Source organism: Streptococcus oralis, assembly GCF_003943395.1.
Classification (GTDB): domain Bacteria; phylum Bacillota; class Bacilli; order Lactobacillales; family Streptococcaceae; genus Streptococcus; species Streptococcus oralis_BF.
In genome coordinates, this window is record NZ_RJPJ01000001.1 from 191,231 (window position 1) to 215,290 (window position 24,060).

Genomic DNA, 24,060 nt, shown 5'->3' on the forward strand with positions numbered 1-24,060 from the left:
TTCCTCTTACTTATCTTTCTTGGTTGAAACCAGTGTTTTGACTGGTTCAAAACTGGTTCGATGAATGGGAGTAACTCCTAGTTTTTCGAGACCTTCTAAGTGTTTAGCTGTTCCATATCCAGCATTGGCAGCGAAATCATAGCCAGGATATTGGTTGTCATAGTCCTTCATAATATTATCCCGTGTTACCTTGGCCACTATAGATGCAGCTGCGATAGAAAGGGAGTTAGCATCTCCTTTGATAATGGAGGTTTGTGAAATTGATAACTCCAGTTTCATGGCGTCTATCAAGAGGTGCTCAGGTTTCGGACTGAGCTGGGATATTGCTTCTTTCATGGCCAGTTTGGTCGCCTCGTAGATATTGACTTGGTCAATGATATGATTATCCATGATACCAATACCGATTGCCAAGGCTTGATCTTGAACAGCTTGAAAGATTTCCAAATGTTTCTTTTTGGGGACCTTCTTACTATCGTTGAGACCTTTAATCTTACAATTTTTTGGTAAAATAACGGCTGCAGCGACTACAGGTCCAGCCAGTGGACCACGACCAACCTCGTCAACACCTGCTATCAAGGTCATTCCTTGCTTGTAAAGTTCTTTTTCATAGGACAGCATGGATTCTAAACGAAGGTCTTCATCCAGTTCTGCCTGAATAGCTTTTTTACGCTTGCTAATTTCCTTTTGAACTCCAGAACGAGTATCCTTTTCCAGTTCAAGAAAAAGGGAATCGTCTAAGTCTTTGACAGTAGCAAGAAGTTCCTTGATTTCTTTAATCGTCGTCATCGATGTCGTCCAATGTATCTAAGGTATAGTTACCGAGTTTTCCATCACGAACTTCCTTCACGAAAAGACTGTAAAAACGGTCGTAGTCGTCTCGGAAACCAAGTGCACGGGTCATATCCATGATGATAACAGGTGCTTCTTCTTCTATCTTCATTTGTTTGAAGCGTTCAGCAAGCTTTTCTGGATAATGTTTTTTGAAATAATTGAGACCAAAAATGGTCACCTCATCCATAGGAAGCAACTGGTCTTTAATGGCCCCTGTTAGGGCTAGTTTGAGTGCGACAGCATCATCTTCAAACTTAGGCCAGAGAATCCCTGGTGTGTCTAGGATTTCAAGGTCTTTATTGGTTTTGAGCCACTGTTGCCCCTTGGTAACACCTGGTTTATTGCCGACAACTGCAATCTTTTTCCCAGCCAAACGGTTCATGAGAGTTGACTTGCCGGCATTTGGAATTCCGATAATCATGGTCCGCAAGGTTTCGATCTTGATACCGCGATCTTTCTGGCGTGCTATCTTGTCTGCCATGAGCTTTTTCGCTGCATCTGTCACAACTTTTACAGTCACTTGCTCTTTAGAATTGATTGCCAATGTTTGAATTCCCTGTGATTCAAAGTACTGACGCCATTCTTTTGTCATTGCTGGATCAGCTAGGTCAGCCTTGTTCAAAATCAAGAGTTTTGGTTTATCACCCACAATCTTGGTTAACATAGGATTTTGACTAGATAAAGGTAGACGCGCATCCACCAAAATTGTCACAAAATCAACAAATTTTAAATTCTCCTGAACCTGTCGCCGAGCCTTAGACATGTGGCCCGGAAACCATTGAATAGTAGCCATAATATTTTCCCCTTCCGACTAAAAAAACGTAATAAAACGTTTTCTTTCTCACCATCTATTCTATCATAAATTAGGTGCTTTTGCACAGGCTTTGACTAAAATAAAATCACAATGTAGCACATAACTTAATTTATGTAATTCAACATTTGCTTGACTTTGTTTGCTGTTTGGTATATACTTTGTATATACGGTTTCGTGGAGGTAGAGCAATGAATATAGTAAAGACTCGAAAGGTGGGGAATTCGCTCACTGTGACTATTCCTAAAAATTTAGGTATGACAGAAGGTCAAGAAATGGTTGTCTACAAAGGGATTGACGGAGTCATTGTCTTAGCTCCAAAACTGAAAGATCCTTTTGATGGGATTACTGATTTGAGAATGACAAACGATTTTGAAGGGGTAAGGTCACTTGATAGCGAAATCTGAGTATATTCCTGAAAAGCAGGATATCATTTGGCTGGACTTTGATCCATCAATTGGTCGGGAGATTCAGAAACGGCGCCCTGCCTTGGTTGTGTCTAGGAGAGAATATGCTTTGCAAACTGGTTTTGTGGCTGTCTGTCCCATCACTCATGGCCAACAACGTTTGGCAGAAAAAGGCTTACTCGTTCCTGTCTCGTCGGACAAGGTAGATGGCGCTGTAAATCCATTTCAACTGTATACCTTTGATTTTCGGATGCGCAATGCTCAAAAAATAACAAGGATGGACACGCAGTGTTTTCAGAAAGTCGTCCAACTTTACCAGTACATCTTCGGAGATAATTAAATCCTACCATGCATAGACAAGGTAGGATTTTTTCTATATAAGTAACCTATTTAAGAACGGGTGAAGGCAATTGAGAAGAATTCCTCTAATCCAGCTTTCTTGTGCAGATGATAGATGTTCTACCTGAAGGCATTCTTTTAGAAAATCGCGGACTTGTTCTGGTGTAATTTCAAACTCAAAGGCTTTCATCTTGTAGAAAAAGTCGATGAGATGCTCAGATAAGTATTCATCTGAAAAGCGTACTTCTCCACTTTTTCGATATTCTAATAAGAGACGAGAAAATCTAGCTTTTTCATCAGGTAAATCACGAAAATAGGAATTAAGAAGCCAAGTTTGCTTCTGCTTTCGTTCAATCGGATCTTGATTTGCAATTCGCCGATCCTTTTCCAGCTCCTTTTGGTTTTGTTTAGCCTTGATAGCCCGTTCTTCTCTATTCTTACCAAAGAGGATTTTCTCCCATTTTCGTTCTTCTTGGGTGAGGGTTTCTGTAAATCCAAAGTAATCTTGATAGGCTCGTTCTGCAGGTCCCATAGCAAGAATGAGATTGTCTGCGTATTGCTTGGCGATTTTATCTCTCTTCCTGCGTTCTTTCTCTGCCTGAATTCGTAAATGCTGCTCGTAGTCAATTTTCTCCTTGCCTAGTTTGACAAGGTAGAGTTGGTCATCGGTCTTACCAAGTAGAAAAGGTTTGATATACTTTTCCAGCACTTCTTCCATACGAGCCTTCTTCTTTGGCTCTGCCTTGGTCCAACTTCCGCCTTGAAAGACTTCTAAGAAAAGCTGGTAGTCTCTCTCAGGTGAGAATTGATTGCCAAGATTGGCTTTGAAAACACCTTTTTCCCAAAACCATTTTAGAAGTCGTTCGTCAAAATCGCTTTTATTGATCTTGATTTTTCCCTTTTTTTGAGCCTTTCTGGTTAGGTTTTCAACTTTTCTGAGCAGTTTTTCTTCCTCTTCGAGTTGCTGGTCGAGGCTAATACGATGAAAATGGCGAACACAGTCGCTTCCGATAGGAAAGAGACGTTGACCAGTGACATTGTTAAAGAGTTCGTAAGCGTATTTAATGGCATTTCCGCAGACACAATTACTACGGCCAATGCCATTAAAAATCAAGGAAACTTCATTCCATTCCTTGGTAGCTTGTTCCCAAGTATCAGCCTTTGAAGCCTGTAAAACTGCATCGTGCAGGGATTTTCTAACTGGAAGTGGCATGAAGTCTCCTTTCTAGATTATACTTTTACAACTTGAATCTCGTCTTTACCGAGTAAAATTAGGTATTTTTCAATATTTTCAATCAAATAGGCTCGAGATAAAGCCTCTCCGTATAGGGCTAACTGACCACGGTAGCGGTCTATGAGTTGACTTGGCTCATCATAGCGGTCTGTCTTATAGTCGAAAAGAACGATACGATCCTCATAAAGCAGATAGCCGTCCAAAATCCCACGAACAACAAAGTCTTCCTGACTCTTTTGATCTTTTTTGAGCATGGAGAAAGGTTGCTCGCGGTAGAGATGGTCGGTATTAGCGAGAATCTCCTGACCAAGTGGTGTGTCAAAGAATGCGAGAATTTTAGAAAGATTGATCTTGTCTCTCACAGCTGGACTGGTTTGAACTTGTTTGAGTGTTTCTGTTAGACTAGCAAGTGTTGGTTGCTGACTGAGGTCAATTCTCTGCATAAGTTCATGAGTGGCACTACCAATTTCTGCTCCAGTTACCTTTTCTTTGGTTGAAAAATCTGGTAAATCAAAGCTGATTTTCTTCTCTGGTGATTGACTTTGACCAGCAATTTCTACCCCTTCCATATCCATAACCGGTTCGTAGAATTTCTTGATTTGGCTTGGAGTTTGAACGCTAGGAAGCTCAATGGCTGCACGGTGAAGAGTGTTATAAACTTCCACCTCTTTCAGCATTTCAAGAGCTTCTTTGATGGTTTCAGACTGGCGGTTATCTGCTTGAGAGCTATCTTGTAGAGGACTCTTGTTTTCCAACTCTCCGATAGCTTCTCTGGTCAGCTGGTCTTCACCAACAAAACGATAGCTAAAGTTGAGATTTTCCTTGGCAAATACTTTAGAAATAGCCCAGATCCAATCTTGAAAATTCTTGGCTTGCAGTCTGGTATTGCTATCTAATTTTCCTCTCTCAGCTGCTGGATATTCCTTTGCTTCCAGCTTTTCACGAGAACCCTTGCCGACAAGATAAAGCTTTCTCTCGGCCCGCGTCATGGCAACATACAGCAGACGCATCTGCTCTGAATAGCTAGCCAGTTGCAGTTCTTTCTCATTCTGCGTATAAGTTAGGCTAGGAATGGAGAGTTTGATGGTTTTAGGATAGTGTGCTTCCACTGCTCCTGTTTTCACCTTGGCAATGTATTTGACACCAAGCCCATTTTGACGGCTGAGAATGACGTCTGACATTGAGTCTTGCTTGTTGAAGTCCTGATCCATATTGAGGATAAAGACATAAGAAAATTCCAGCCCTTTGCTCTTGTGAATAGTCATGAGTTCCACAGCATCCTTTGGCGGGGCGACAGCTACGCTTGCAAGATCATGCTGGGCTTCTAGGACTTGGTCAATCATACGGATAAAACGCGACAATCCCTTGAAATTACTCTTTTCAAACTGGTCAGCACGCAGCGCTAGAGCGTAGAGATTGGCCTGTCTGGCTGGACCATTTAGCAAAGCCCCCACATAGTCATAATAAAAACGGTCGTTGTAAATCTTCCAAATCAAGTCATAGAGAGAGTGGGTTTTGGCATACAAGCGCCAAGAATCCAAAATATCCATGAATTGATTGAGTTTTTCAGCTAGAGCTGTATAAATCAAGTTTTTCTTACTTGTTGCCTGTTTTTGAGCATTGACCAGTTTCTCATAGAGATTTTCTTGGACCTTATCTTCTACTTTCTGAAGGGATAAGCGTGCCAACTCGTCCTCATCAAAACCAAACATAGGAGACTTCATAAGGGCAACCAAAGCATAGTCTTGCAGGGGATTGTGAATGACACGCAGGGTGTCCAGCATGACTTGTACTTCTAGGGATTGGAGATAATTGTTTTGCTCACCGTCGGTTTTAACAGGAATCCCATACTCAGACAGGGCAAGTAGAATCTGGTCATTACGACTCCGACTGGAAGTCAAAAGGGCAATTTCCTTAAAGGCAACACCTTTTTCCTGATGAAGTTTCAAGATTTCCTTGATGACCAGGCGCATTTCACCAGTTAGTTTCGTATCTGTTTGGCTCTCTTCCTCCTCTTGTTCGCTTTCATTCTTGTCATAAAGGAGAAATTCTGCCTTATTCTCAGGATTGGGAGTTAGTTTGGCGTTGGCAAAAACAAGCTGGTGCATGCTGTCATAGTTGATTTCGCCGACCTCTTGGTCCATGAGACGTTCAAAGACATGGTTGGTTGCTGACAGCACTTCTGAGCTACTACGGAAATTTTCCTTGAGGAGAATCAACTTGCCCTCTTTGGGATTTTGCGCATAGCGTTGGAATTTTTCATTGAAAATCTGCGGGTCTGCCTGACGGAACCGGTAGATGGACTGCTTGATATCTCCCACCATAAAGCGATTGTGACCATTTGACAGCAATTCCAGCATCCGTTCTTGAATGTGGTTGGTATCCTGATACTCATCGACCATGACTTCGTGGAAGCGCTCCTGATATGCATCACGGACTTGTGGGAAATTCTCTAAAATCTCAATGGTGTAATGACTGATATCAGCAAATTCAAAGGCATTTTCCTGGCGTTTACGTTCACGATAAGCCTCCACAAAATCACTCATGAAGGTTTGGAAGGTTTTAGCTAGATCCCAGGTGTCTTCATGATAATGTTCTTGAAAGTCGAGAATTGTTATCTGGTCCGCCAGTTGTCCTAGTTTAGCAAACTGGGCCTTTCTCTCATCGTTATAGGCATCAGCCAGTGGCTTTAAATCGGCCTTACGACTGGAATTAGCCAGAGCTCGACCGTTTTTCTCCTTCGAAATGGCAACAACACGCGCAAGCACTGCTCGATAAGCCTGACAATCGGACTCTTGATTTAAGGAGCCAATTTCATCCAGAACCTGTTGCACATTTTCTAAATAGGCAGCTTTGGGAAACTCCTTGGCATCATTATCCAGATGATAACGGAAGAAACTTTCCAAATCCCAGAGCGCCTGCTTGATTTGCTCAGTTAGCTTGCCTTTTTCATTTGCAAAGTCAGCTTCTTCAAACCCTTTGAGAAAAGACTCGTTCAGCCATTTTTGGGGACTGCTAGTAGATTGTAAAAAGTCATAGATTTTGTAGACTTGCTGGCGCAGACCTCGTTCATCCTTGCCACGTCCAGCAAAGTTCTTCACCAAACGGCTAAATTTCTCTTTATTCTCACCTTGGTAATGCTCTTCAAAAACCTGATGAAAAACTTCGTTTTTTAAGATTAACTGTTCACTTTCATTTTGCAAAATACGGAAGTTCGGTGCGATATCAATCAGATAGCCATGTTTGCCAAGGAATTTTTGTGTGAAGGAGTCCATGGTTCCGATGGCAGCGTTTGGTAGATCTGCCAACTGGCGTCCCAAGTGTTGTTTGAGATCAACATCTCTACTTTCTTGGATTTGTTGGCTGATTTTTTTCTCCAAGCGCTCCTTTAGTTCAGTAGCAGCCTTGACGGTAAAGGTCGAGATAAAGAGTTGGCTGATTTCCACACCTCGCGCCAATTGATCCAGAATGCGCTCGGCCATAACAAAGGTCTTCCCTGAACCAGCAGACGCTGAAACTAGGACATTTTGCCCTGCCGTATAAATGGCTTCGATTTGCTCGGCTGTTTTCTTCTGTTCCTTGCTCGAATTCGCTTCTGCTTCTTGCAGTTTTTGAATCTCTTCCTCAGTTAAAAAGGAAATGGGCTTCATCGATTCAACTCCTCTCTCATTTTCTCAAACCAAGCTTGCTTGAGCTTTTCTCCGACCAGGCGTTTGCCATCAGCCTGGTCTAACTTCTCAAGGAAACGGGCTTGTCCCAAGTGGTAATTTGCTTCAAAACCTGTGATGGCTTGATGCTGCTGAACGTACGGGGCAATGCTTCTGCCGTTCTCTGTGTATGGATTGATGGCGAACTGCCCCTCTAAGATTTTCTCAGCTGCTGTCTTATAAAGATGGGCATTGTAGTCCAGTAGGAGCTGGAATTCCTCATCTGTCAGCTGATTAGCCTTGTTTTTGTTATAAAATTCTCCCAAATGACTGCTTTCTTTTTCTAAAAAGAGGCCTTGGTATTTCATTGACTTGCTAGCTTCTACTACTGCACCTGCCAGATTTTTAACGGCCATCAAAGATTGGACAGGTTCAGACATTTCCAAGTACATGGCACCGAAAAAGTTCTGCTCCCCTTGACTTTTTAGGGCAGCAAGATAGGTTGGCAACTGGGAATTAAGCCCATTGAAGAAATGAGGAAACTGGAACTGGGTCAAACTAGACTTGTAGTCCACCACTCCTAGCGCTCCATCAGCTTTCAGGCGGTCAATACGGTCAACCTTGCCTCGCACATGGACACTCCGACCATTATCCAATTGAATAAAGGCCTGATCCTTGCCACCAAATGTTGCCTCCTCTTGGATGGTTTCAATGGCTGGATTATGGCGGAGAATGTGACCTGTTGTCCGAGCTACATCAAGCAGAACTTCCTTGGTAAACTGGGCTTCCAAACTTTCCTGATAAATAGCCTCAAATTCGCGTTCTTGGCTGGTTTCTTGAATAGCTTGTTCCAAGCGTTGATCAAAGGAATTCTCAGCAGGCAGTTTCAAGGCACGTTCAAAAATACGGTGCAAGAAATTCCCATGACTGCGAGCATCTGGACGCAGGCGCACTTCTTCCTGCAAACCTAAGACATAACGGAGGAAATAACTGTATTCATTGCGGTAAAACTCCGTCAAACCAGAGGTAGACAGGTAAAACTCCTTGTCAGCGGGATAGAGAGCCTGCAAGGTCTCTTTTTCTAAGGGCTTGCTACTTGGGCTAGTTGGGAGTGCAGGATTTGTAAGACCTTTCTGATCAAGTTTTTTCCCCATCACACGCGCCAAGACCTTGACAAAAGTCACATCTTGCTCATTTTCACTAGATTCAACCTGCTGATGGTAGGCAACCAGACTAGACAAAAGACTGTGATAAGACCCCATATCATCCTTAGACAGACTTTTTTGATGAATCTTCTTCGTTGTCCGATTAAATCCAAAACTCACCAATTCCTCAAGATAGGCCGATTCCTTACTCTCATTTTCATTGAGGAGACTTGGTGCTGACAACACCAACTGCTTACGAGCAGCATTGACCAAGGAAAGCATGGTATAGCGATTTTTTTTGAGATTTTCACTGCTTGCAATCAGTAATTGCGCTCCCTCTTCAGTCGCTTGGTTTAGGCTTTGTCTTTCTTCGTCTGTTAACAGACTGGTGTTTTGCGCAATTTTTGGTAAATGATCCTGAGTCAGACCGATGGCATAGACAAAGTCAGCGGTCAGAGGGGCAATCAGATCGTAACTCTGCACCAGAACGGTGTCCACTGTTGCTGGTATGGTGCGATACTGAGACAAACTCATCCCAGAATGAAGCAAGGCCAGGAAGTCCTCCAGACTAACTTGTGAACCAGCAAAAACTGTCGCAAATTGTTCTAAAACATGGCAGAAGGCTTTCCAAACTTCAGCTTGTCTCTCCTGTTCTAGAGTTTCCATAGTAGCTGTCAATTCTTGCATCTGCTTGCTTAAGGCAGCGTTTTTTAGAAATGTACTCCACTTTTGCAAGAGATTTTCAGCCTTTTGCTTCCGACTGGCAAATAAGGTTTCAAGTGGCGTCAAAACTCGCAGACGAATGGCGTTCAAACGTTCCAAATCGAATTTTCCATGATGGGATTTGGTGAAGGTCTGCTGAAAGGTTGGCAAGCCGTTGATGCCAAGATAGAGGAGGTATTGTTCAAACGAATCAATCTCAGCTTGATTAAGATCGGTATACAAGCCAGTTCTGAGAAGATTAATCAAATCCTCCTGACGGAAACGGTAGCGTTTCAAACGCAAAATAGACTCGACATACTGGGTCAAGGGATGATGAGCCATGGATTCGCTTCTACCAAGATAGAAAGGAATCTGGTACTGATCAAAGATTGTCTTGAGAGATAACTGATAAGAAGCCACATCTCCTAACAGAATGCGAAAATGCTTGTAACTCAAGTCTGGATTGTCATGTAATTTCTGACGGATGCTACGCGCTACCAACTCCAACTCTTCTTTTTGTGTCAAGCAAGACCAGATTTGCAGATTCTCATGGTCCTTCTCATCGACATCCAAAGTGAGTTCTGAAAAGTCATAAGAAGACTCCAGCAAACGAGAAGCCTTGTCAAAACTATCCATTTTCTCATGTGTCTGAGAACGATCCTGAGCAGGTGTTTGGTATTTTGCCCCCAAATGATGAAGAAATTCCACACTGGCTTGGTAGAGATTCCCTTCAGTGAACGGACTGGTATAAGCCTTCTTGCTTGCATAAGCACCGATGACAATCTCGACACCTTTTCGATGAAGCAGATCCACTACACGCTCCTCCTCGGCAGAAAAACGGGTAAAGCCATCAATAACCAAGGCAATCTGACTGAAATTGCTGCTTACCTTGTCATTCTCAATAGCCTCAATCAAATGGGACAACTGACTTCCCTGAGCCAACTGACCTTGATTGAGATAGGCTGTTACTTTCTCAAAAATCAAGAGTAAGTCTGCTCGCTTATCCTCATCCGTCAAACTTTCCAAGTCCAAAAAGCTCATCTGAGCAGTCGTCATCTCATGATAAAGTTCAACCAACTGCTGGATAAATTGAGGATCCTGCTTAATCGCACCATAAACACGTAAATCCTTGGGATCGAGTTCCGCAAGGCACTTATAAAAAGCCATCCCAAGACCGATGTCATCTAGACTGGTCTTGACAGGCAAATCATTTAAAACCAGGTAACGAGCCATCTGAGCAAAACGCGTAACGGTAATCGCAAAAGAAGCCTGCTGGGACAAGCATTCCAGCACGGCGCGTTCCTTTTCAAATGAAAGAGAGTTAGGTGCGATGTAGAAAACACGCTTGCCAGCAGCAACTAGCTCTTCTGCCTCTCTCGTTAAAATTTCAGTCAAAGAAGTCCGAATATCAGTATAAAGTAATTTCATCTCAGCCTCGTTTGGTTTATCAAAGTTTCTTACTCTATTATAGCAAAGTTCGCTTCACAGTCCAAATCCAAAATTCTAGTTGACAACCATTTAATTAGCAAATCAATCATGCTTCATCATCCACTTTCATATGCTGAAAGATATAGAGAAAAAAGTCTTTGGAAACTTCAAAATGCCCATAACGAAGTCGAGAAGTATAGTCTTTCCATTCAGGATGTTGTCTGGCTACTTCTATGGAACAATCTTTGACTGGCTGATAATACTCAACATTTCGTCTAAAGGGAAAGAATCCTTCGAATTGCTCTACTTGATAGGCCTTATCGTCTATAATTTTACCTACGGCCACAAAAGCCTGTAACTTATCTTGACCATTCATATCGTATTTGGGACTATAGTATAAAAGGAAGTCACCTTTTTTCATACGATTTAAGGGGCCGCCCTTTCCATGACAGACCTGACAAAAATTTCCCTCAACTCCTCTTAAAACATGGTTCTTCGAAACAACTCCGACCCAATATCTAGGCATTTTTATCCTCCAACACTGCTAACATGCTATTAAAACTTTCTCTATCGTTAGAAAGTTTTTCAAAAAATTTTTCATCAACACCTTCTACTAAAGGTAAAGCTTGATTGACCTTCTCCGCACCAGAATTCGTCACTGAGACAAGTTTTGCCCGACTATCCTTTGGGTGTTGATCGCGTCTAATGTAGTCCTTCTTCTCCAGTAGTCTAACAATCTGGGAAACCGTCATGACATCCATACCAGTGAACCGAGCGATATCAACTTGCGTTACATATTCCTCTCTATTGGACAAAAACAAGAGCGAAGTCAAAACGATAAATTGAGGCAAAGTGAGGCCAACCGATTTCAAGACTCTTTTTAAATTGCTTTCCCACTTGTTGTAGACTTTGATGAAAAGAAGACCTGTAGACTCTGTTTCATCATTTTTGTAAATTGAATTAAAGTGATACTTTGACATTATTTCTCCTAAAATATTAAGCATACATATTATATAAGATTTTATTTTCTTTTTCAAGAAAAGGAAAGTCAAATGTTACTATTCTGTCAGACATTTCATAGTCTATATGCTATAATAAAAGCAAAACATCTAGAAAAGGAAGTCTTATGATTAAACTACTAGCCTTGGATATGGATGGAACCCTCCTCAATGAAGCCAAGGAAATCCCGCAAACCCACATCACTGCTATTCACCAAGCCATTGAAAAAGGTGTCAAACTGGTTCTCTGTACAGGTCGCCCGCTTTTCGGTGTTCTTCCTTACTATAAAAAACTAGGACTAGATCTCCAGAACGAGTACGTCATTGTCAATAATGGTTGTTCAACTCACCAGACCAGTGACTGGGGTCTAGTTGACTGGCAGGAACTCAGTCCAGCTGATATTGAATACCTCTATGACTTAGCAGAAAAAAGCGACGTCCAGTTAACTCTTTTTGATGAGAAACATTATTTTGTCCTCGGTGGCAAGCCAAATGAAATTGTTCAAAATGATGCCAAACTTGTTTTTTCAGACCTGACTAAAATTTCCCTTGAGGAAGCGACTAGTGGCAAGTATCGTATGTTCCAAGGTATGTTTTTGGGCACCAAAGAGCAAACAGACGATTTTGAGCAGCGGTTCGCGACAGAACTCTGCCAACGATTTAGCGGTGTTCGTTCGCAGCCTGTCATTTATGAAGCTATGCCACTTGGAACAACAAAGGCTACTGCTCTTTCTCGATTAGCTAAGATTTTAAAAATCGATCCCTCAGAAATTATGGCCATGGGTGATGCCAATAACGATATCGAAATGCTTCAGTTTGCAGGACTTGGCATTGCTATGGGAAATGCCAGCGATTATGTCAAATCCCTTGCTAATGACGTTACAGCCAGCAACGAAGAAGACGGCGTCGCGCGTGCCATTGAGAAGTATATTTTATAATTGAGAGGCCCAGTTCATATCAACTGGGTTTTGTTTTTTTAAGAATCACAAAACTTTAGAAACTCTTTAGAAATACTTGAACTTTCTTTGATTTCTATAGCTTATACTAAAGTTAGAAAAATAAATCAAAAGGAGAAAATCATGAAAACAGTACTCGAAATTCATGGACTGACCAAACAATTCGGCCAACAAGCTATTCTTCAAGATCTTAGTCTAACCATAAAAGAGGGAGATATTTATGGTCTAATTGGAAAAAATGGATCAGGTAAAACTACTCTTATTAAAATCATTACACAATTATTGTTTGCGGACAAAGGGACAATTTCCCTCTTTTCTAGCCAAGGACAAAATGAGTGGACCAAGGCATTATCTCGAGTGGGTTCTGTTATCGAATCACCTGTAGCTCATAATCACTTAACGGCTTATCAAAATCTGAAATATTATTGTATGATACGTCATATTCCAAATGCTGATAAGGTGATTCATGAGACTTTGGACTATGTTGGCTTGTCAGATACAGGAAAAAAAGTCTTTCGTGATTTCTCACTAGGAATGAAACAAAGACTTGGTATCGCCATTGCCCTCCTATCAAAACCCGACTTCCTGATTCTTGATGAACCTATTAACGGTCTCGACCCAATTGGAATCAAAGAATTTCGCCTCATGATCCAGCGACTCAATCAGGAGAAAGGAATAACCATTCTCATCTCTAGTCATATATTATCAGAACTCTATCTCCTAGCTAATCGCTTTGGAATTTTGGACCAAGGTAAGATTATCCGTGAAATCAGTAAAGCTGAGTTTGAAACACTGAGTGAGGATTATATTGTACTTAAAACAAGCGATAAAGAAAGAGCTTGTCAGGTATTGAAAGAACAAATCCAACTCCAGTTTAAGGTTGTCAATCCTGAAAATGAAATCCATATCTTTGGTAATGAACAAGATGTCAAACAGATTCTCAAGCAACTAACTTTGGCAGATGTTGCTATTGATGAGATTTATTTTGCCCGTCAAAACCTAGAAGAATACTTCACACAATTGGTAGAATAGGAGAAAAATCATGATACATACCATTCAAGCAGATTTTTACCGTCTTTTCCGCTCCAAAGGATTCTGGATTACAGAATTCATTCTCTTTGTCCTCTTGCTAATGGGTGCCACTATCGGGGCTACAGGACATTTAATGTCAGTAAATACAACACCACCAGAGACTCCAACCCATGGTTGGGACGGCGTTCAAGCTCTTATCAACACGTCTAGCAATGGTTCAAACCTCGTTTTTCTCTGCATTGTTCTAGCATGTCTAGTTCTAGGAGTTGATCTAATCGGCAAGCTCTATAAAAATAGTTTGACAGTTGGCGTTTCTCGTACAGAGTTTTTCTTCGCTAAATCCTTTGTACTAGCAAGCATCGCTCTCTTGCAACTCATCGCCAGCCTTGTGATTGCTTTTATTCCCTCAACTCTACTAAACGGACTTGGTACGATGCCTGATGGTTTTATTACAAACCTTCTCTTAACGATTTCCCTCCAATTTCTCTGCCTCCTAGCTTGGCTTTCGATTGTTTCCTTTATTCTCTATGTGACTCATTCTTATCTTGCCGCATTTATTGGCTATCTAGTTACCTCTATCATCCTTTCTACGCCAATGCTTGTTTTCCCAGACATTGAAATTCTACGATATTTAATTCTAGATTTTGCCTATGCTATGACTACTAATAGTCAAGCTATTCTCTATACCATCACGGTTTGCGTAACGGTCATACTTTTCTTCTCTTTCAGTGGACTGATTATTTTCAAGAAGAAAAACTTATAAAAAGGACCTCCTCTAGGATATAGAGGAGGTTTCTTCTGTTAAAAATAAATAAAGACCGAAAACCATTCTCCATCAGTGGCTAGCTTCATATCCGCTCCAAGAAGATGAACTAATTCCTCGGTAATATAGAGACCTAAACCAGAGGATTCTTCGGTATCTGACATATTTTCAGAATAAAAACGATTGCTGAGATTGTCTATATTCTTGATAGATTTTTTGACAAGATTATCAATTTCCAAAACAAGCCTATTTTCTTCCTTTTTCAAAGAAAGTCGAGCCTTCTCCTTGCCGTGCTTGAGAACATTTCCAAGGAGGTTTTGTATAATTCGATCAAGCAAGTCCTCATCAGTCGTCGTTTTCAATCCTGGTTCAACATTAAAATCAAGAACAATATGTGAAGATTGAAAAACGTCGTAATAAGCTAAAGTCTTTTTCGTTATAAAAGTTGATAAATCAAGTTCTTCCAGTTTCGGTTTGACTGCTCCTTCCATCAAATGACGGTATTCGAGGAGAGCCTCCAAACGTTTGGAAACCAAATCTTGATGATGGGCTATTTTATTTAAGGTTTCTGAACTATTATCGGGATGTTTTATTAGTTGCTGGGTATATCCTGAAGCGATTGTCAAAGGTGTCCGAATATCATGAGCGATGTTACTGATTGCCATATCTAGGGTGCGTTTTTCACGCTTCATGATTAGCTGATTTTGCTCCACTTCTTGAAATAGATTCTCAATTTGGTTATGTAGACGCAAAATGGTCTTTGAAAAGAAATTTACACCGATCCTCTTCATGCTACCAGAGCGAATCTTTTCTTCCATTTGTCTGCTTAAATCTCTAATTGCTATATGATAGCGAATCAAAGAAATCGCCAAAATGATGTTAGTAAGGAGCAATATTGATATCAAAATGTAAATCATTACTTGTCTCCTTTTAATCGAACACCAACTCCCCAAATGGTTTCGATGTACTCGTGATTTGGATCCAGTTGATGCAGTTTTTTACGGAGATTGCTTAGATGGGTGTTGAGCGTATTGTCTCCAGGCAGGTAACTTTCTTCCCAAATCAATTCATAGAGTTCTTCCTTGGTGAAGATCTTTTTAGGATGCTGGAGCAACATTTGGAGAATCTGGCACTCTTTCTTTGCAATGCGAATGGTTTCAGTAGAATTGCTTATTTCAAAACTATCCACATCGAACTGGATATTTTTAAAGTTTTTTATGAGGTTATCAATTTCTCTTCGATCTTCTGACTGATGTTCACCACTTTGGCGTAATTGCACAGTGACTCTAGCAAAGACTTCGTCCAAATCAAAAGGTTTTACTACATAATCATTGGCACCGTCTAGTAGATATTGGCTGATGAGCTTTTTATCACCTAAAGCAGTGAGCATGATGACCGGAGTCTGACTAGTTTGTCGAATAGATTGCAAGACTTGGTCGCCATTTTTCCCAGGGAGCATGATATCTAGCAAGACGAGATCGATGCCACCTTTGTCAAATTGCATTATACCTTCTGTCCCAGAAAATGCTTGGATCACCTCGTGTTCCTCTGCAAGAAGGATTCTTAAGATTTCCTGGATTTCATTATTATCTTCAATTACAAGTATGCTCGCCATAAACCTCGTCCTTTCTAAAACTATTATAACATGTTTTGTTAGGAATTCCAGATACAGAAAAGCTCCTCTCACATTTTAAGCAAGAAAGAGCTAATGAATATTGAATCTACTTAAGCAAATAAGCAATCAAAGTTATAATCCATAGATGAGCTGGGTAGAAAATATAAAAGAAATATTTACTCCAACTGGTTTCTTTTCCTCGCTGTCCATTATACAAGGCTATGAAAGGAAAGACGGTGATAAAGAGCCAGTCAGAATTGTAAAGCATCATTTCCAAGATTTGGTACCAAGTATCGTAGATTTGGATGGAAGTTACTAACAGGAAGGCCCAAAGGAGGGTATAGAGGAGATTTCGCAATCCCTTACGATTTCGACAAGAGTAACTAATCAAGAGAAATGGTAGCATGGTGATACCACCCTCGGTAAAAAGACAACCGAAAATCAAGAGACCAGCAACCCCAATCCGACGCCACAACTTCTCTTTTTTATCCAGCTCTTTTCTGGGAAAACCAATCCAAAGCATGGTGACACCAATTGCCAGAGTTAGGAAAATGTTGTTATTGACCATTACTCCTTTGGATGCAAATAGGGCATTGAGTAGGCTATTTCCAGCAAACATGATAAGCGCCCAACTCCAAAGACGGATGAGGTAGTTTTTCAAATTTCGAGTATGGATGAAGCCTTCCATAGCCATATACGCAAACCAAACTCCCACACAACAGGTCAAGGCGTGGAAAATACCTTCCCACAAAGGAGAAACGATTCCTGTAATATGAGGGATATGGTCTAGAACCATTACTGCCGCCATCAGATACTTCAACTGTGTCGCATTCCATTTTTTCATAATAAACCTCTCTCTTTTTGATCTACATAGAGTATAGCATACATTTCTACGCATAATCGTACACCTATCTTACATTTAAAAAGCCTATCTTACATTTTTGTAAGACAGGCGTGAATATTAAAAGTTTATTATGAAAGTTACCTTCTAGTCCGTAATTCGTTGGTACATTTCTGGTCTTCTATCACGAAACAGTCCCCAATTGAGGCGTTCACTTGCTCCCTTGTCAAGGTCATAAGTGGTTAACAGAACAGCTTCACCTTGTCTTTCGGCTCGCTCTAGAATAGTTCCTGTTTCATCCGTCATAAAGGACGAACCGTAAAAGTCAAGACTGGAACTCTGTCCACCATTTTCTTCACTAGGAGTGACTTCCTCCAAACCGTAGCGATTAGCTGCAATGACCGGGACAATATTGGCTGCTGCGTGCCCTTGCATAGTACGTTGCCAGTGACCACAACTGTCTGTATCCAAAATTGGCTCTGAACCAATAGCTGTTGGGTAAAAGAGCAATTCTGCCCCATTCAGAGCAAGACAGCGCGCTGTTTCAGGGAACCATTGATCCCAACAGATGCCAATACCAATCTTAGCATAGCGAGTATCCCAGACCTTGAAACCAGTGTTACCAGGAGTGAAATAAAACTTTTCTTGATAGTAATGATCATCTGGTATGTGGGTCTTCCGATAGACGCCCAGCACTTCCCCATCTGCATCAATGACGTCGATTGAGTTATACAAGACATTGCCATCTTTTTCATAGAAACTAATCGGCAGAACAACCTGTAGTTCCTTAGCAATCACCTTAAAATGCTGAATGGCTGTATTTTCTGTCACTGACTGGGCATACTGGTAGTAGTCATACTGGCGTTCCTGACAGAAATATGGACGTTCAAACAACTCCGGCAAGAGAATGATTTGTGCGCCTTTGTCTGCAGCTTGACGTACTAAACGCTCCGCTGTTTGGATATTTGTTGCCACATCCTTGGTACATTGCATCTGGATTGCTGCAACTCTTACATTTCTCATCTTTTTCTCCTATTCAGGGATTTGTTGGGTGATACAGTGGATATTGCCACCACCTAAAAGAATATCTCTAGCTGGGATTCCGACAACTTTACGATCTGGAAAACACTTGCTGAGGATATTTAGGGCCACTTGGTCGTTGACATCTTGAAACTGGGGAACCAAGACAGACTTGTTGGCAATATAGAAATTGACATAGGAAGCCGCAAGACGTTCACCTGCATATCGCTCCTCTTCACCTTCTTCATATATGTAGCCTGACAAATCCTCTTCGGTTACAACTTGATGAAGCGCTGGGATTGGAAGTTTATGAATAGTGAAGGGACGACCTTTTGCATCCGTTTCCTTCTCTAAAAGAGCTAAATCAGCTACAGACATAGCATACTGGGGATCGTTTTGATCATCTGTCCATGCTAAGACAAGCTCTGCAGGGGCAACAAAGGCAGCAACATTGTCAACATGTTCATTGGTTTCGTCCTGATAAATACCGTAAGGAAGCCAAATAACTTTTTCAGCACCAAGACTCTCTAATAAGGTGTTTTCAATTTGCTCTTTAGACAGGTGGGGATTGCGTCCAGGACTTAGAAGACAACTTTCAGTCACAAGAATGGTTCCTTGACCATCGCTATGGATCGCGCCGCCTTCCAGTACAAAAGGTTTGGCATCATAGACAGGCATTTCCAAGGTCTCAGCAAAACGACTGGCTACTTGGTTATCATCTTCATAATCTTGATAAAGACCATCAACAGCACCACCCCAGGCATTGAAAGACCAATCGACGGCCAGCTTTTCTCTTTTATCATTGACAAGAATCGTCGGACCTGTATCACGAGCCCAGGCATCATTGGTGGGAATGTCTAAATAAACGACCTTGTCTCCAAGATAAGATTGGGCTTCAGATAGACAGTCCTGCTCCACCAAAAGGTAACCCCTTTCCCCTTCTGCTATGGTCTTGATAATCTGGCTAAAGGCCTTCTTAGCAGCTTTTCCTTGAAAGGGCCATGAACCTGGTCGAGTTGGCCAGATCATGAGGGTGCCATGATGGGGTTCATACTCTGCTGGCATACGATAGCCTAATTTCTTTGGACTGTCCATCATGATAATCTCCCTTTAAACTCTTGATAGCCGAAGGCTTTGACTAAGCTACAGTCTCCCTGCTTGTCCATAAGATAGAGGCTTGGCAAGCCAATACCGTTAAAGGTATTATTTTTGACAAATGAGTAAATAGCCATGTCTTCGAAATAAAGTCTATCTCCAATTTCAACTGGATTTTCAAAACTATAATCACCAATCACATCACCCGTCAGACAGGTATTGGAAGAAAGTCTATAGGTATGGGCTTTTTCCTGAGCCTCAAATCCATTTCTCAAAGGTGGACGATAGGGCATTTCAAGTACATCTGGCATATGGCAGGTCGCGGAGGTATCTAAAACCAAGATATCCATACCGTTTTCTACAATATCCAATACTTCAGTTGCTAGATAACCCGCATTGAGCGCAATAGCTTCACCCGGCTCGATATAGACTTCAAGATTGTAAGTATCTCGGATACGCTTGATTTCAGAAATCAGCAAATCCACATCGTAGTCTTCTCTTGTAATGTGGTGTCCACCACCCATATTGAGCCATTTAACCTCATGTAAATAAGGACCAAACTGCTCTTCTACTGCTTTCAAAGTTGTCTCTAAATCATCTGAACCTTGCTCGCAAAGGGTATGAAAATGAAGGCCATCAACTAGATCCAGCAAATCACTTGGTATCTTGTCTAAGGTAACTCCAAACCGAGATCCAGGCGCACAAGGGTCGTAGAGCGCGTGATCTCCTTGGGTTGAACACTGAGGGTTGAGGCGCAAACCAACACTAATACCAGCCGCTCGACAACGAAGACCGTATTTACGCAATTGTCTCTCTGAGTTAAAGACGATATGGTCTGTTATCTCAAGCAATTCCTCCAAGTCTGCATCCTTGAAAGCAGGTGCAAAGACATGAACTTCCCCTGGGAATTCTTCTCTAGCGAGCTTGGCCTCATAGAGACCACTAGCCGTCGTACCAGAGAGATACTGGCTGATCAAGGGATAGGTTTTGTAGAGTGAATAAGCCTTCTGAGCAAGTAAAACCTTGCAACCTGCTTCTTCCTGAACTTGCTGAAGAATGTGGCAGTTGGCTTCTAACTTTGCCAGGTCAACAACATAGGCTGGTGTTGGTACTTGGTCTAATTTCATCAGTCCACCATTTGTGGATTTTCAACCACAACCCAAGGCAAGCCATACTCATTCAAAGCTTCCATAAATGGATCTGGATCCAATTCTTCAAGGTTATAAACTCCAGGTTGTTTCCAAGTACCATTCATCACTAATTTTGTCCCAATCATGGCTGGAACACCTGTTGTGTAAGAAATTGCTTGTGAACCAACTTCTGCGTAACATTCCTGATGGTCACAAACATTGTAAATATAGATAGTCTTTTCAACGCCATCTTTGACACCTGTAAAGATACAGCCGATATTGGTTTTCCCAACTGTGCGTGGACCAAGGCTTGCAGGGTCTGGAAGCAAGGCTTTCAAGAATTGGATTGGCACAATTTCTTGACCGTTAAAGTTAATGGTATCCGTACGAAGGAGTCCGACATTTTCCAAGCATTTCATGTGCGTTAGGTAAGATTGCCCAAAGGTCATAAAGAAACGAATCCGTTTGACACCAGGAATGTTCTTAGCCAATGATTCAATTTCTTCATGGTGAAGGAGATACATATCTTTTTGCCCAACTTGAGGGAAATCATACTCACGCTTGATAGACATGGCTTCGACTTCTACCCATTTCCCATCTTCCCAGTAAGAACCTGGCGCAGAAACCTCGCGTAGATTGATTTCTGGGTTGAAGTTAGTCGCAAATGGATAACCGTGATCTCCACCATTACAGTCTAAAATGTCGATATAGTGGATTTCATCAAAGTAATGTTTGAGAGCGTATGCTGAAAAGACACTAGTCACACCTGGGTCAAAACCAGAACCAAGTAAGGCTGTCAAGCCTGCTTCTTTGAATTTTTCCTGATAAGCCCATTGCCATGAGTAGTCAAAGTAAGCTGTAAAACCTAGTTCCTTGCAACGTTTTTCATAAATGGTGCGCCATTCAGGATCTTCTGTGTCCTCAGCTTCGTAGTTGGCTGTATCAATATAGTGGACACCTGTCGCCAAACATGCGTCCATAATAGTTAAATCTTGATATGGGAGTGCCACGTTCAAAACAGCTTCTGGCTTGTAGCGTTCAATCAAAGCAATCACTTCTTCTACCTTATCAGCATCAAGAGCAGCTGTTTCAATCTTTGTACTTGTTTTGCCTTCTAACTTAGCCTTCAAATCATCACATTTTGACTTTGTACGACTAGCAATCATAATCTCTGTAAATGTTTCGCTATCTTGGCAAATCTTTGAAATAGCAACTTGGGCAACACCCCCACATCCGATAACTAATAGACGACTCATTTTTTCCCTTCCTCTTCTTCTAAAATGTCTTCTACATACTTAGGCAACATAAAGGCTCCCACATGTAAGTTTGCAGTGTAGTATTCTGTGAAAAGCTGGCGTTTTTTCCAGCCTTCCTTATCAAAATCTTTAACAGGGTGGTATTTTTTCGATGCAAATCCAAATAGCCAATAGCCAGCTGGACTGGTTGGGATGTGCGCCTGATAAACCCGGCTAATTGGAAAGGCTTGATTAACCTTGCGGTGCATACTTCGACAAGCAGACTCATCCTCATCAAAGAAAGGACTCCCATGCTGGTAAATCATGATACCGTCTTCTTTGAGAGCTCTGTAACTATTGCCGTAAAATTCCTTGGTAAATAGCCCTTCCGTATGTCCAAATGGATCTGTCGCATCGTTGATAATGATATCGTAATCATCCTCACAGTTTCTCAAAAATCTCAGTCCATTTTGATAATAAATCGTAACACGAGGGTCATCTAGCCCTGCAGCAAAGTCTGGGAAATACTCACGACAAACCTCAACAAGCATTTCATCTGGTTCCACGATATCGATTTGCTCCAGTTCGGGATAGAGTGTTAATACTTGGGCAACTCCGCCGTCGCCACCCCCTATAACCAAGACTTTCTTTGGATTGGGATGGACAGCCATCGGTACGTGGACGGTCATTTCATTGTAGACAAAATCATCTGCATCTGAAAACAAGACATGGCCATTTAAGATTAATATTTTCCCAAAAGCGGGAGTATCTAATACTTCTATATCCTGCCATTCACTTTTTCCAGCGTAGAGTTGCTTAGCTGTTCTCAGGGACAATTTCACATCTGGAGTATGAACTTCAGAAAACCACAAATCCATCTAGTTCTCCTTTCTATCAATAACGTTGATGTGATTGACTTCTGGATCTTCCGTCCCTTGGAGGGAGCAACCACGTTCTTTGGCAAATAGGATATAATTCACAATTTCTCGTGTAATGCGTTCACCTGGTGCTAGGATTGGAATCCCTGGAGGATAGCACATGACAAATTCCCCACAGACCTGTCCAACAGACTCATCCAAGGTTAAACTTCTTCTCTCTGAATAGAAGGCTTCCTGAGGAGACAGCACTAACTCTGGTTGGATATATTCTCCAGCAATCAAGTCCTTCCCATCTCGTGAATAGAGTCTCTTGATATCCGCCAAAGCACCAACTAAACGCTCGATATCTTGGATGCGGTCACCAATCGAAATATAGGCCAATATATTGCCAATATCCCCGAATTCAATCTGAATATCGTATTCATCTCGCAAGAGATCATAAACTTCGATACCTGTTAAGCCAATACCCTGAGTGTAGACTGACAGCTTGGTCACGTCAAAATCACAGACCGACACACCGTCTATTAACTCTTTTGAGTAGGCATAGTAACCACCGATAGCATTGATTTCACGACGAGCATACTCGGATAGTTCAATAACCTTCTCAAAAGACTCTTTACCACGAAGAGCTAGATTACGACGTGAAATATCAAGACTTGCCATCAACAAGTAAGAGGCAGATGTAGACTGGGCCAGGTTAATGATCTGTCGAACATATTCAGGATTCATACGCTCCCCGATAAGCAGGATGGAGCTCTGGGTCAAACTCCCACCAGACTTATGCATAGAGACCGCCGCCATATCAGCGCCAGCGTCCATAGCAGATAGTGGCAATTTGTCTGTGAAATGCAAATGCGCTCCATGAGCTTCATCGACTAATACCAACATGCCTGCTTCATGTGCCATTTCCGTTAAACCCTTGAGATCTGAACAAATCCCATAGTAGGTAGGATTGTTGATTAGGATAGCTTTAGCATCTGGATGATCCTTAATGGCCTGCGCAACACGGTCATTTTCAAGACCTAAAGCGATGCCAATTTTAGGATCTACACTCATCTCGATATAGATGGGAATGGCACCACATAGAACCAGCGCATTGATAGCAGATTTGTGAACATTTCGCGGCAGAATAATCTTATCTCCAGCCTTGCAGGTGGAAAGAATCATGGTTTGAACAGATGATGTTGTTCCACCAATCATGAGAAAGGCATGCGCTGCTCCAAAAGCATCCGCAGCCAGCTCCTCTGCATCTCGAATAATCGAAATGGGATGGCCTAGATTATCCAAGAGTTTCATAGAATTGACATCAATTCCAACACATTTTTCTCCCAACAATTCAACAAGTTCTGGATTTCCCCGTCCGCGTTTATGACCTGGTACATCAAAGGGAACAATCCTTTTCTTTCGTAACTTAATCAGACCTTCATAAATAGGGGCCTGGTTCTGATCTAACTTCATCAAGACATACTCCTTTAGCATATTTTTAGCGCCTAAAAAATGAAGGCGACCAAAGCTTGACTTATGAAAAAAGAGCAGGTTTTCACCTGCTCTGCAATCTTCTGACGTTTTTATTTTGGTTTCTGTTGAGTATGTCTGTTCCTGATGTTTCCTAACTCTCTAGTAGCAAATATTACGTACTTTATTGATCGTTTCACAAGATGACGTGTGCTTTCACCACACTAAAATTTATGAATTAGGACAAGCGTCCTAACATCAACTTATAAAAGTAGGCTTTTAACCCTATCAATAATGCGGCTTTTCAACCACGCTTCGGCATTCAACCCTGCCTGTCCGTAGGCATTTTTTACTCGGGTTTATATTTGCTAGAAAACATCATCTCATTTTCTAAGCCTTATAACTATATCATGTTTACAAGAACTTGTAAAGTACTTTTTTTAAATTTTCTTAAAATTTGTTCGTGAATAGTTAAATTGCCACCCAAAAGTTAAAGTC

The 24,060-nt window shown here is 41.5% G+C and carries 21 protein-coding genes; 5 read left to right on the top strand and 16 right to left on the bottom strand.

The window, feature by feature from the left end:
* Positions 1 to 6: 6 nt before the first annotated feature.
* Entirely contained in the window at positions 7 to 786 is a 780-nt protein-coding gene (locus tag D8802_RS00960) for a ribonuclease HII (protein ID WP_125394450.1), read from the bottom strand.
* On the bottom strand, positions 773 to 1,624 hold the full coding sequence (ylqF, locus tag D8802_RS00965) for a ribosome biogenesis GTPase YlqF (protein WP_125394451.1): 852 nt from the start codon (positions 1,622 to 1,624) through the stop codon (positions 773 to 775). The genes D8802_RS00960 and ylqF overlap by 14 nt, the downstream gene beginning before the upstream one ends.
* A 209-nt stretch (positions 1,625 to 1,833) precedes the next feature.
* Between ylqF and mazE the strand changes: the two genes are divergently transcribed.
* Positions 1,834 to 2,049, top strand: a complete 216-nt coding sequence (mazE, locus tag D8802_RS00970) for a type II toxin-antitoxin system PemI/MazE family antitoxin (protein ID WP_001028395.1) — start codon at positions 1,834 to 1,836, stop codon at positions 2,047 to 2,049.
* Complete coding sequence (locus D8802_RS00975) at positions 2,033 to 2,389, top strand: type II toxin-antitoxin system PemK/MazF family toxin (protein WP_125394452.1); 357 nt, start codon at positions 2,033 to 2,035, stop codon at positions 2,387 to 2,389. Before mazE ends, D8802_RS00975 begins: the two co-directional genes overlap by 17 nt.
* 33 nt (positions 2,390 to 2,422) lie before the next feature.
* On the opposite strand, the gene D8802_RS00980 is transcribed toward D8802_RS00975, so the two are convergent.
* The 5 genes from D8802_RS00980 to D8802_RS01000 form a co-directional block, all read right to left on the bottom strand.
* Positions 2,423 to 3,601, bottom strand: a complete 1,179-nt coding sequence (locus D8802_RS00980) for a hypothetical protein (protein WP_125394453.1) — start codon at positions 3,599 to 3,601, stop codon at positions 2,423 to 2,425.
* A gap of 17 nt (positions 3,602 to 3,618) precedes the next feature.
* Positions 3,619 to 7,272, bottom strand: coding sequence for a helicase-exonuclease AddAB subunit AddA (addA, locus tag D8802_RS00985; RefSeq protein ID WP_125394454.1), 3,654 nt, complete (start codon positions 7,270 to 7,272; stop codon positions 3,619 to 3,621).
* Positions 7,269 to 10,544 (bottom strand): ATP-dependent nuclease subunit B, encoded by a 3,276-nt coding sequence (rexB, locus tag D8802_RS00990; RefSeq protein ID WP_125394455.1) that lies wholly within the window; start codon positions 10,542 to 10,544, stop codon positions 7,269 to 7,271. Before rexB ends, addA begins: the two co-directional genes overlap by 4 nt.
* A 106-nt stretch (positions 10,545 to 10,650) precedes the next feature.
* Positions 10,651 to 11,070: an EVE domain-containing protein gene (locus D8802_RS00995; protein ID WP_125394456.1), complete on the bottom strand. Its 420-nt coding sequence runs from the start codon at positions 11,068 to 11,070 to the stop codon at positions 10,651 to 10,653.
* On the bottom strand, positions 11,063 to 11,524 hold the full coding sequence (locus D8802_RS01000) for a MarR family winged helix-turn-helix transcriptional regulator (protein ID WP_125394457.1): 462 nt from the start codon (positions 11,522 to 11,524) through the stop codon (positions 11,063 to 11,065). Before D8802_RS01000 ends, D8802_RS00995 begins: the two co-directional genes overlap by 8 nt.
* A 146-nt stretch (positions 11,525 to 11,670) precedes the next feature.
* On the opposite strand from D8802_RS01000, the gene D8802_RS01005 reads away from it, so the two are divergent.
* The 3 genes from D8802_RS01005 to D8802_RS01015 all read left to right on the top strand — a co-directional run bounded on the left by D8802_RS01005 (position 11,671) and on the right by D8802_RS01015 (position 14,293).
* On the top strand, positions 11,671 to 12,480 hold the full coding sequence (locus D8802_RS01005; RefSeq protein ID WP_125394458.1) for a Cof-type HAD-IIB family hydrolase: 810 nt from the start codon (positions 11,671 to 11,673) through the stop codon (positions 12,478 to 12,480).
* A 141-nt stretch (positions 12,481 to 12,621) separates the two neighbouring features.
* Entirely contained in the window at positions 12,622 to 13,530 is a 909-nt protein-coding gene (locus D8802_RS01010; RefSeq protein ID WP_125394459.1) for an ATP-binding cassette domain-containing protein, read from the top strand.
* Positions 13,531 to 13,540: 10 nt separating this feature from the next.
* Complete coding sequence (locus D8802_RS01015) at positions 13,541 to 14,293, top strand: ABC transporter permease (protein ID WP_125394460.1); 753 nt, start codon at positions 13,541 to 13,543, stop codon at positions 14,291 to 14,293.
* 38 nt (positions 14,294 to 14,331) lie between these two features.
* Here the strand turns inward: D8802_RS01015 and D8802_RS01020 are convergent, their stop codons facing one another.
* The 9 genes from D8802_RS01020 to D8802_RS01060 all read right to left on the bottom strand — a co-directional run bounded on the left by D8802_RS01020 (position 14,332) and on the right by D8802_RS01060 (position 23,568).
* Positions 14,332 to 15,210, bottom strand: coding sequence for a sensor histidine kinase (locus tag D8802_RS01020; RefSeq protein WP_125394461.1), 879 nt, complete (start codon positions 15,208 to 15,210; stop codon positions 14,332 to 14,334).
* Positions 15,210 to 15,908 (bottom strand): response regulator transcription factor, encoded by a 699-nt coding sequence (locus D8802_RS01025; RefSeq protein ID WP_125394462.1) that lies wholly within the window; start codon positions 15,906 to 15,908, stop codon positions 15,210 to 15,212. The genes D8802_RS01020 and D8802_RS01025 overlap by 1 nt, the downstream gene beginning before the upstream one ends.
* Positions 15,909 to 16,014: 106 nt before the next feature.
* The gene (locus D8802_RS01030) at positions 16,015 to 16,752 is read right to left on the bottom strand and encodes a TraX family protein (RefSeq protein ID WP_125394463.1); all 738 of its coding nucleotides are present in this window, start codon (positions 16,750 to 16,752) and stop codon (positions 16,015 to 16,017) included.
* Between the two features lie 144 nt (positions 16,753 to 16,896).
* Positions 16,897 to 17,772, bottom strand: a complete 876-nt coding sequence (gene aguB, locus D8802_RS01035; RefSeq protein ID WP_125394464.1) for an N-carbamoylputrescine amidase — start codon at positions 17,770 to 17,772, stop codon at positions 16,897 to 16,899.
* Between the two features lie 9 nt (positions 17,773 to 17,781).
* Complete coding sequence (gene aguA, locus D8802_RS01040; protein ID WP_125394465.1) at positions 17,782 to 18,867, bottom strand: agmatine deiminase; 1,086 nt, start codon at positions 18,865 to 18,867, stop codon at positions 17,782 to 17,784.
* Positions 18,864 to 19,991 (bottom strand): carboxynorspermidine decarboxylase, encoded by a 1,128-nt coding sequence (nspC, locus tag D8802_RS01045; protein ID WP_125394466.1) that lies wholly within the window; start codon positions 19,989 to 19,991, stop codon positions 18,864 to 18,866. The genes aguA and nspC overlap by 4 nt, the downstream gene beginning before the upstream one ends.
* On the bottom strand, positions 19,991 to 21,250 hold the full coding sequence (locus D8802_RS01050; RefSeq protein ID WP_125394467.1) for a saccharopine dehydrogenase family protein: 1,260 nt from the start codon (positions 21,248 to 21,250) through the stop codon (positions 19,991 to 19,993). Before D8802_RS01050 ends, nspC begins: the two co-directional genes overlap by 1 nt.
* Positions 21,247 to 22,107, bottom strand: a complete 861-nt coding sequence (speE, locus tag D8802_RS01055) for a polyamine aminopropyltransferase (protein WP_000366713.1) — start codon at positions 22,105 to 22,107, stop codon at positions 21,247 to 21,249. The genes D8802_RS01050 and speE overlap by 4 nt, the downstream gene beginning before the upstream one ends.
* Complete coding sequence (locus D8802_RS01060; protein WP_125394468.1) at positions 22,108 to 23,568, bottom strand: aminotransferase class I/II-fold pyridoxal phosphate-dependent enzyme; 1,461 nt, start codon at positions 23,566 to 23,568, stop codon at positions 22,108 to 22,110.
* Between the last annotated feature and the right edge of the window lie 492 nt (positions 23,569 to 24,060).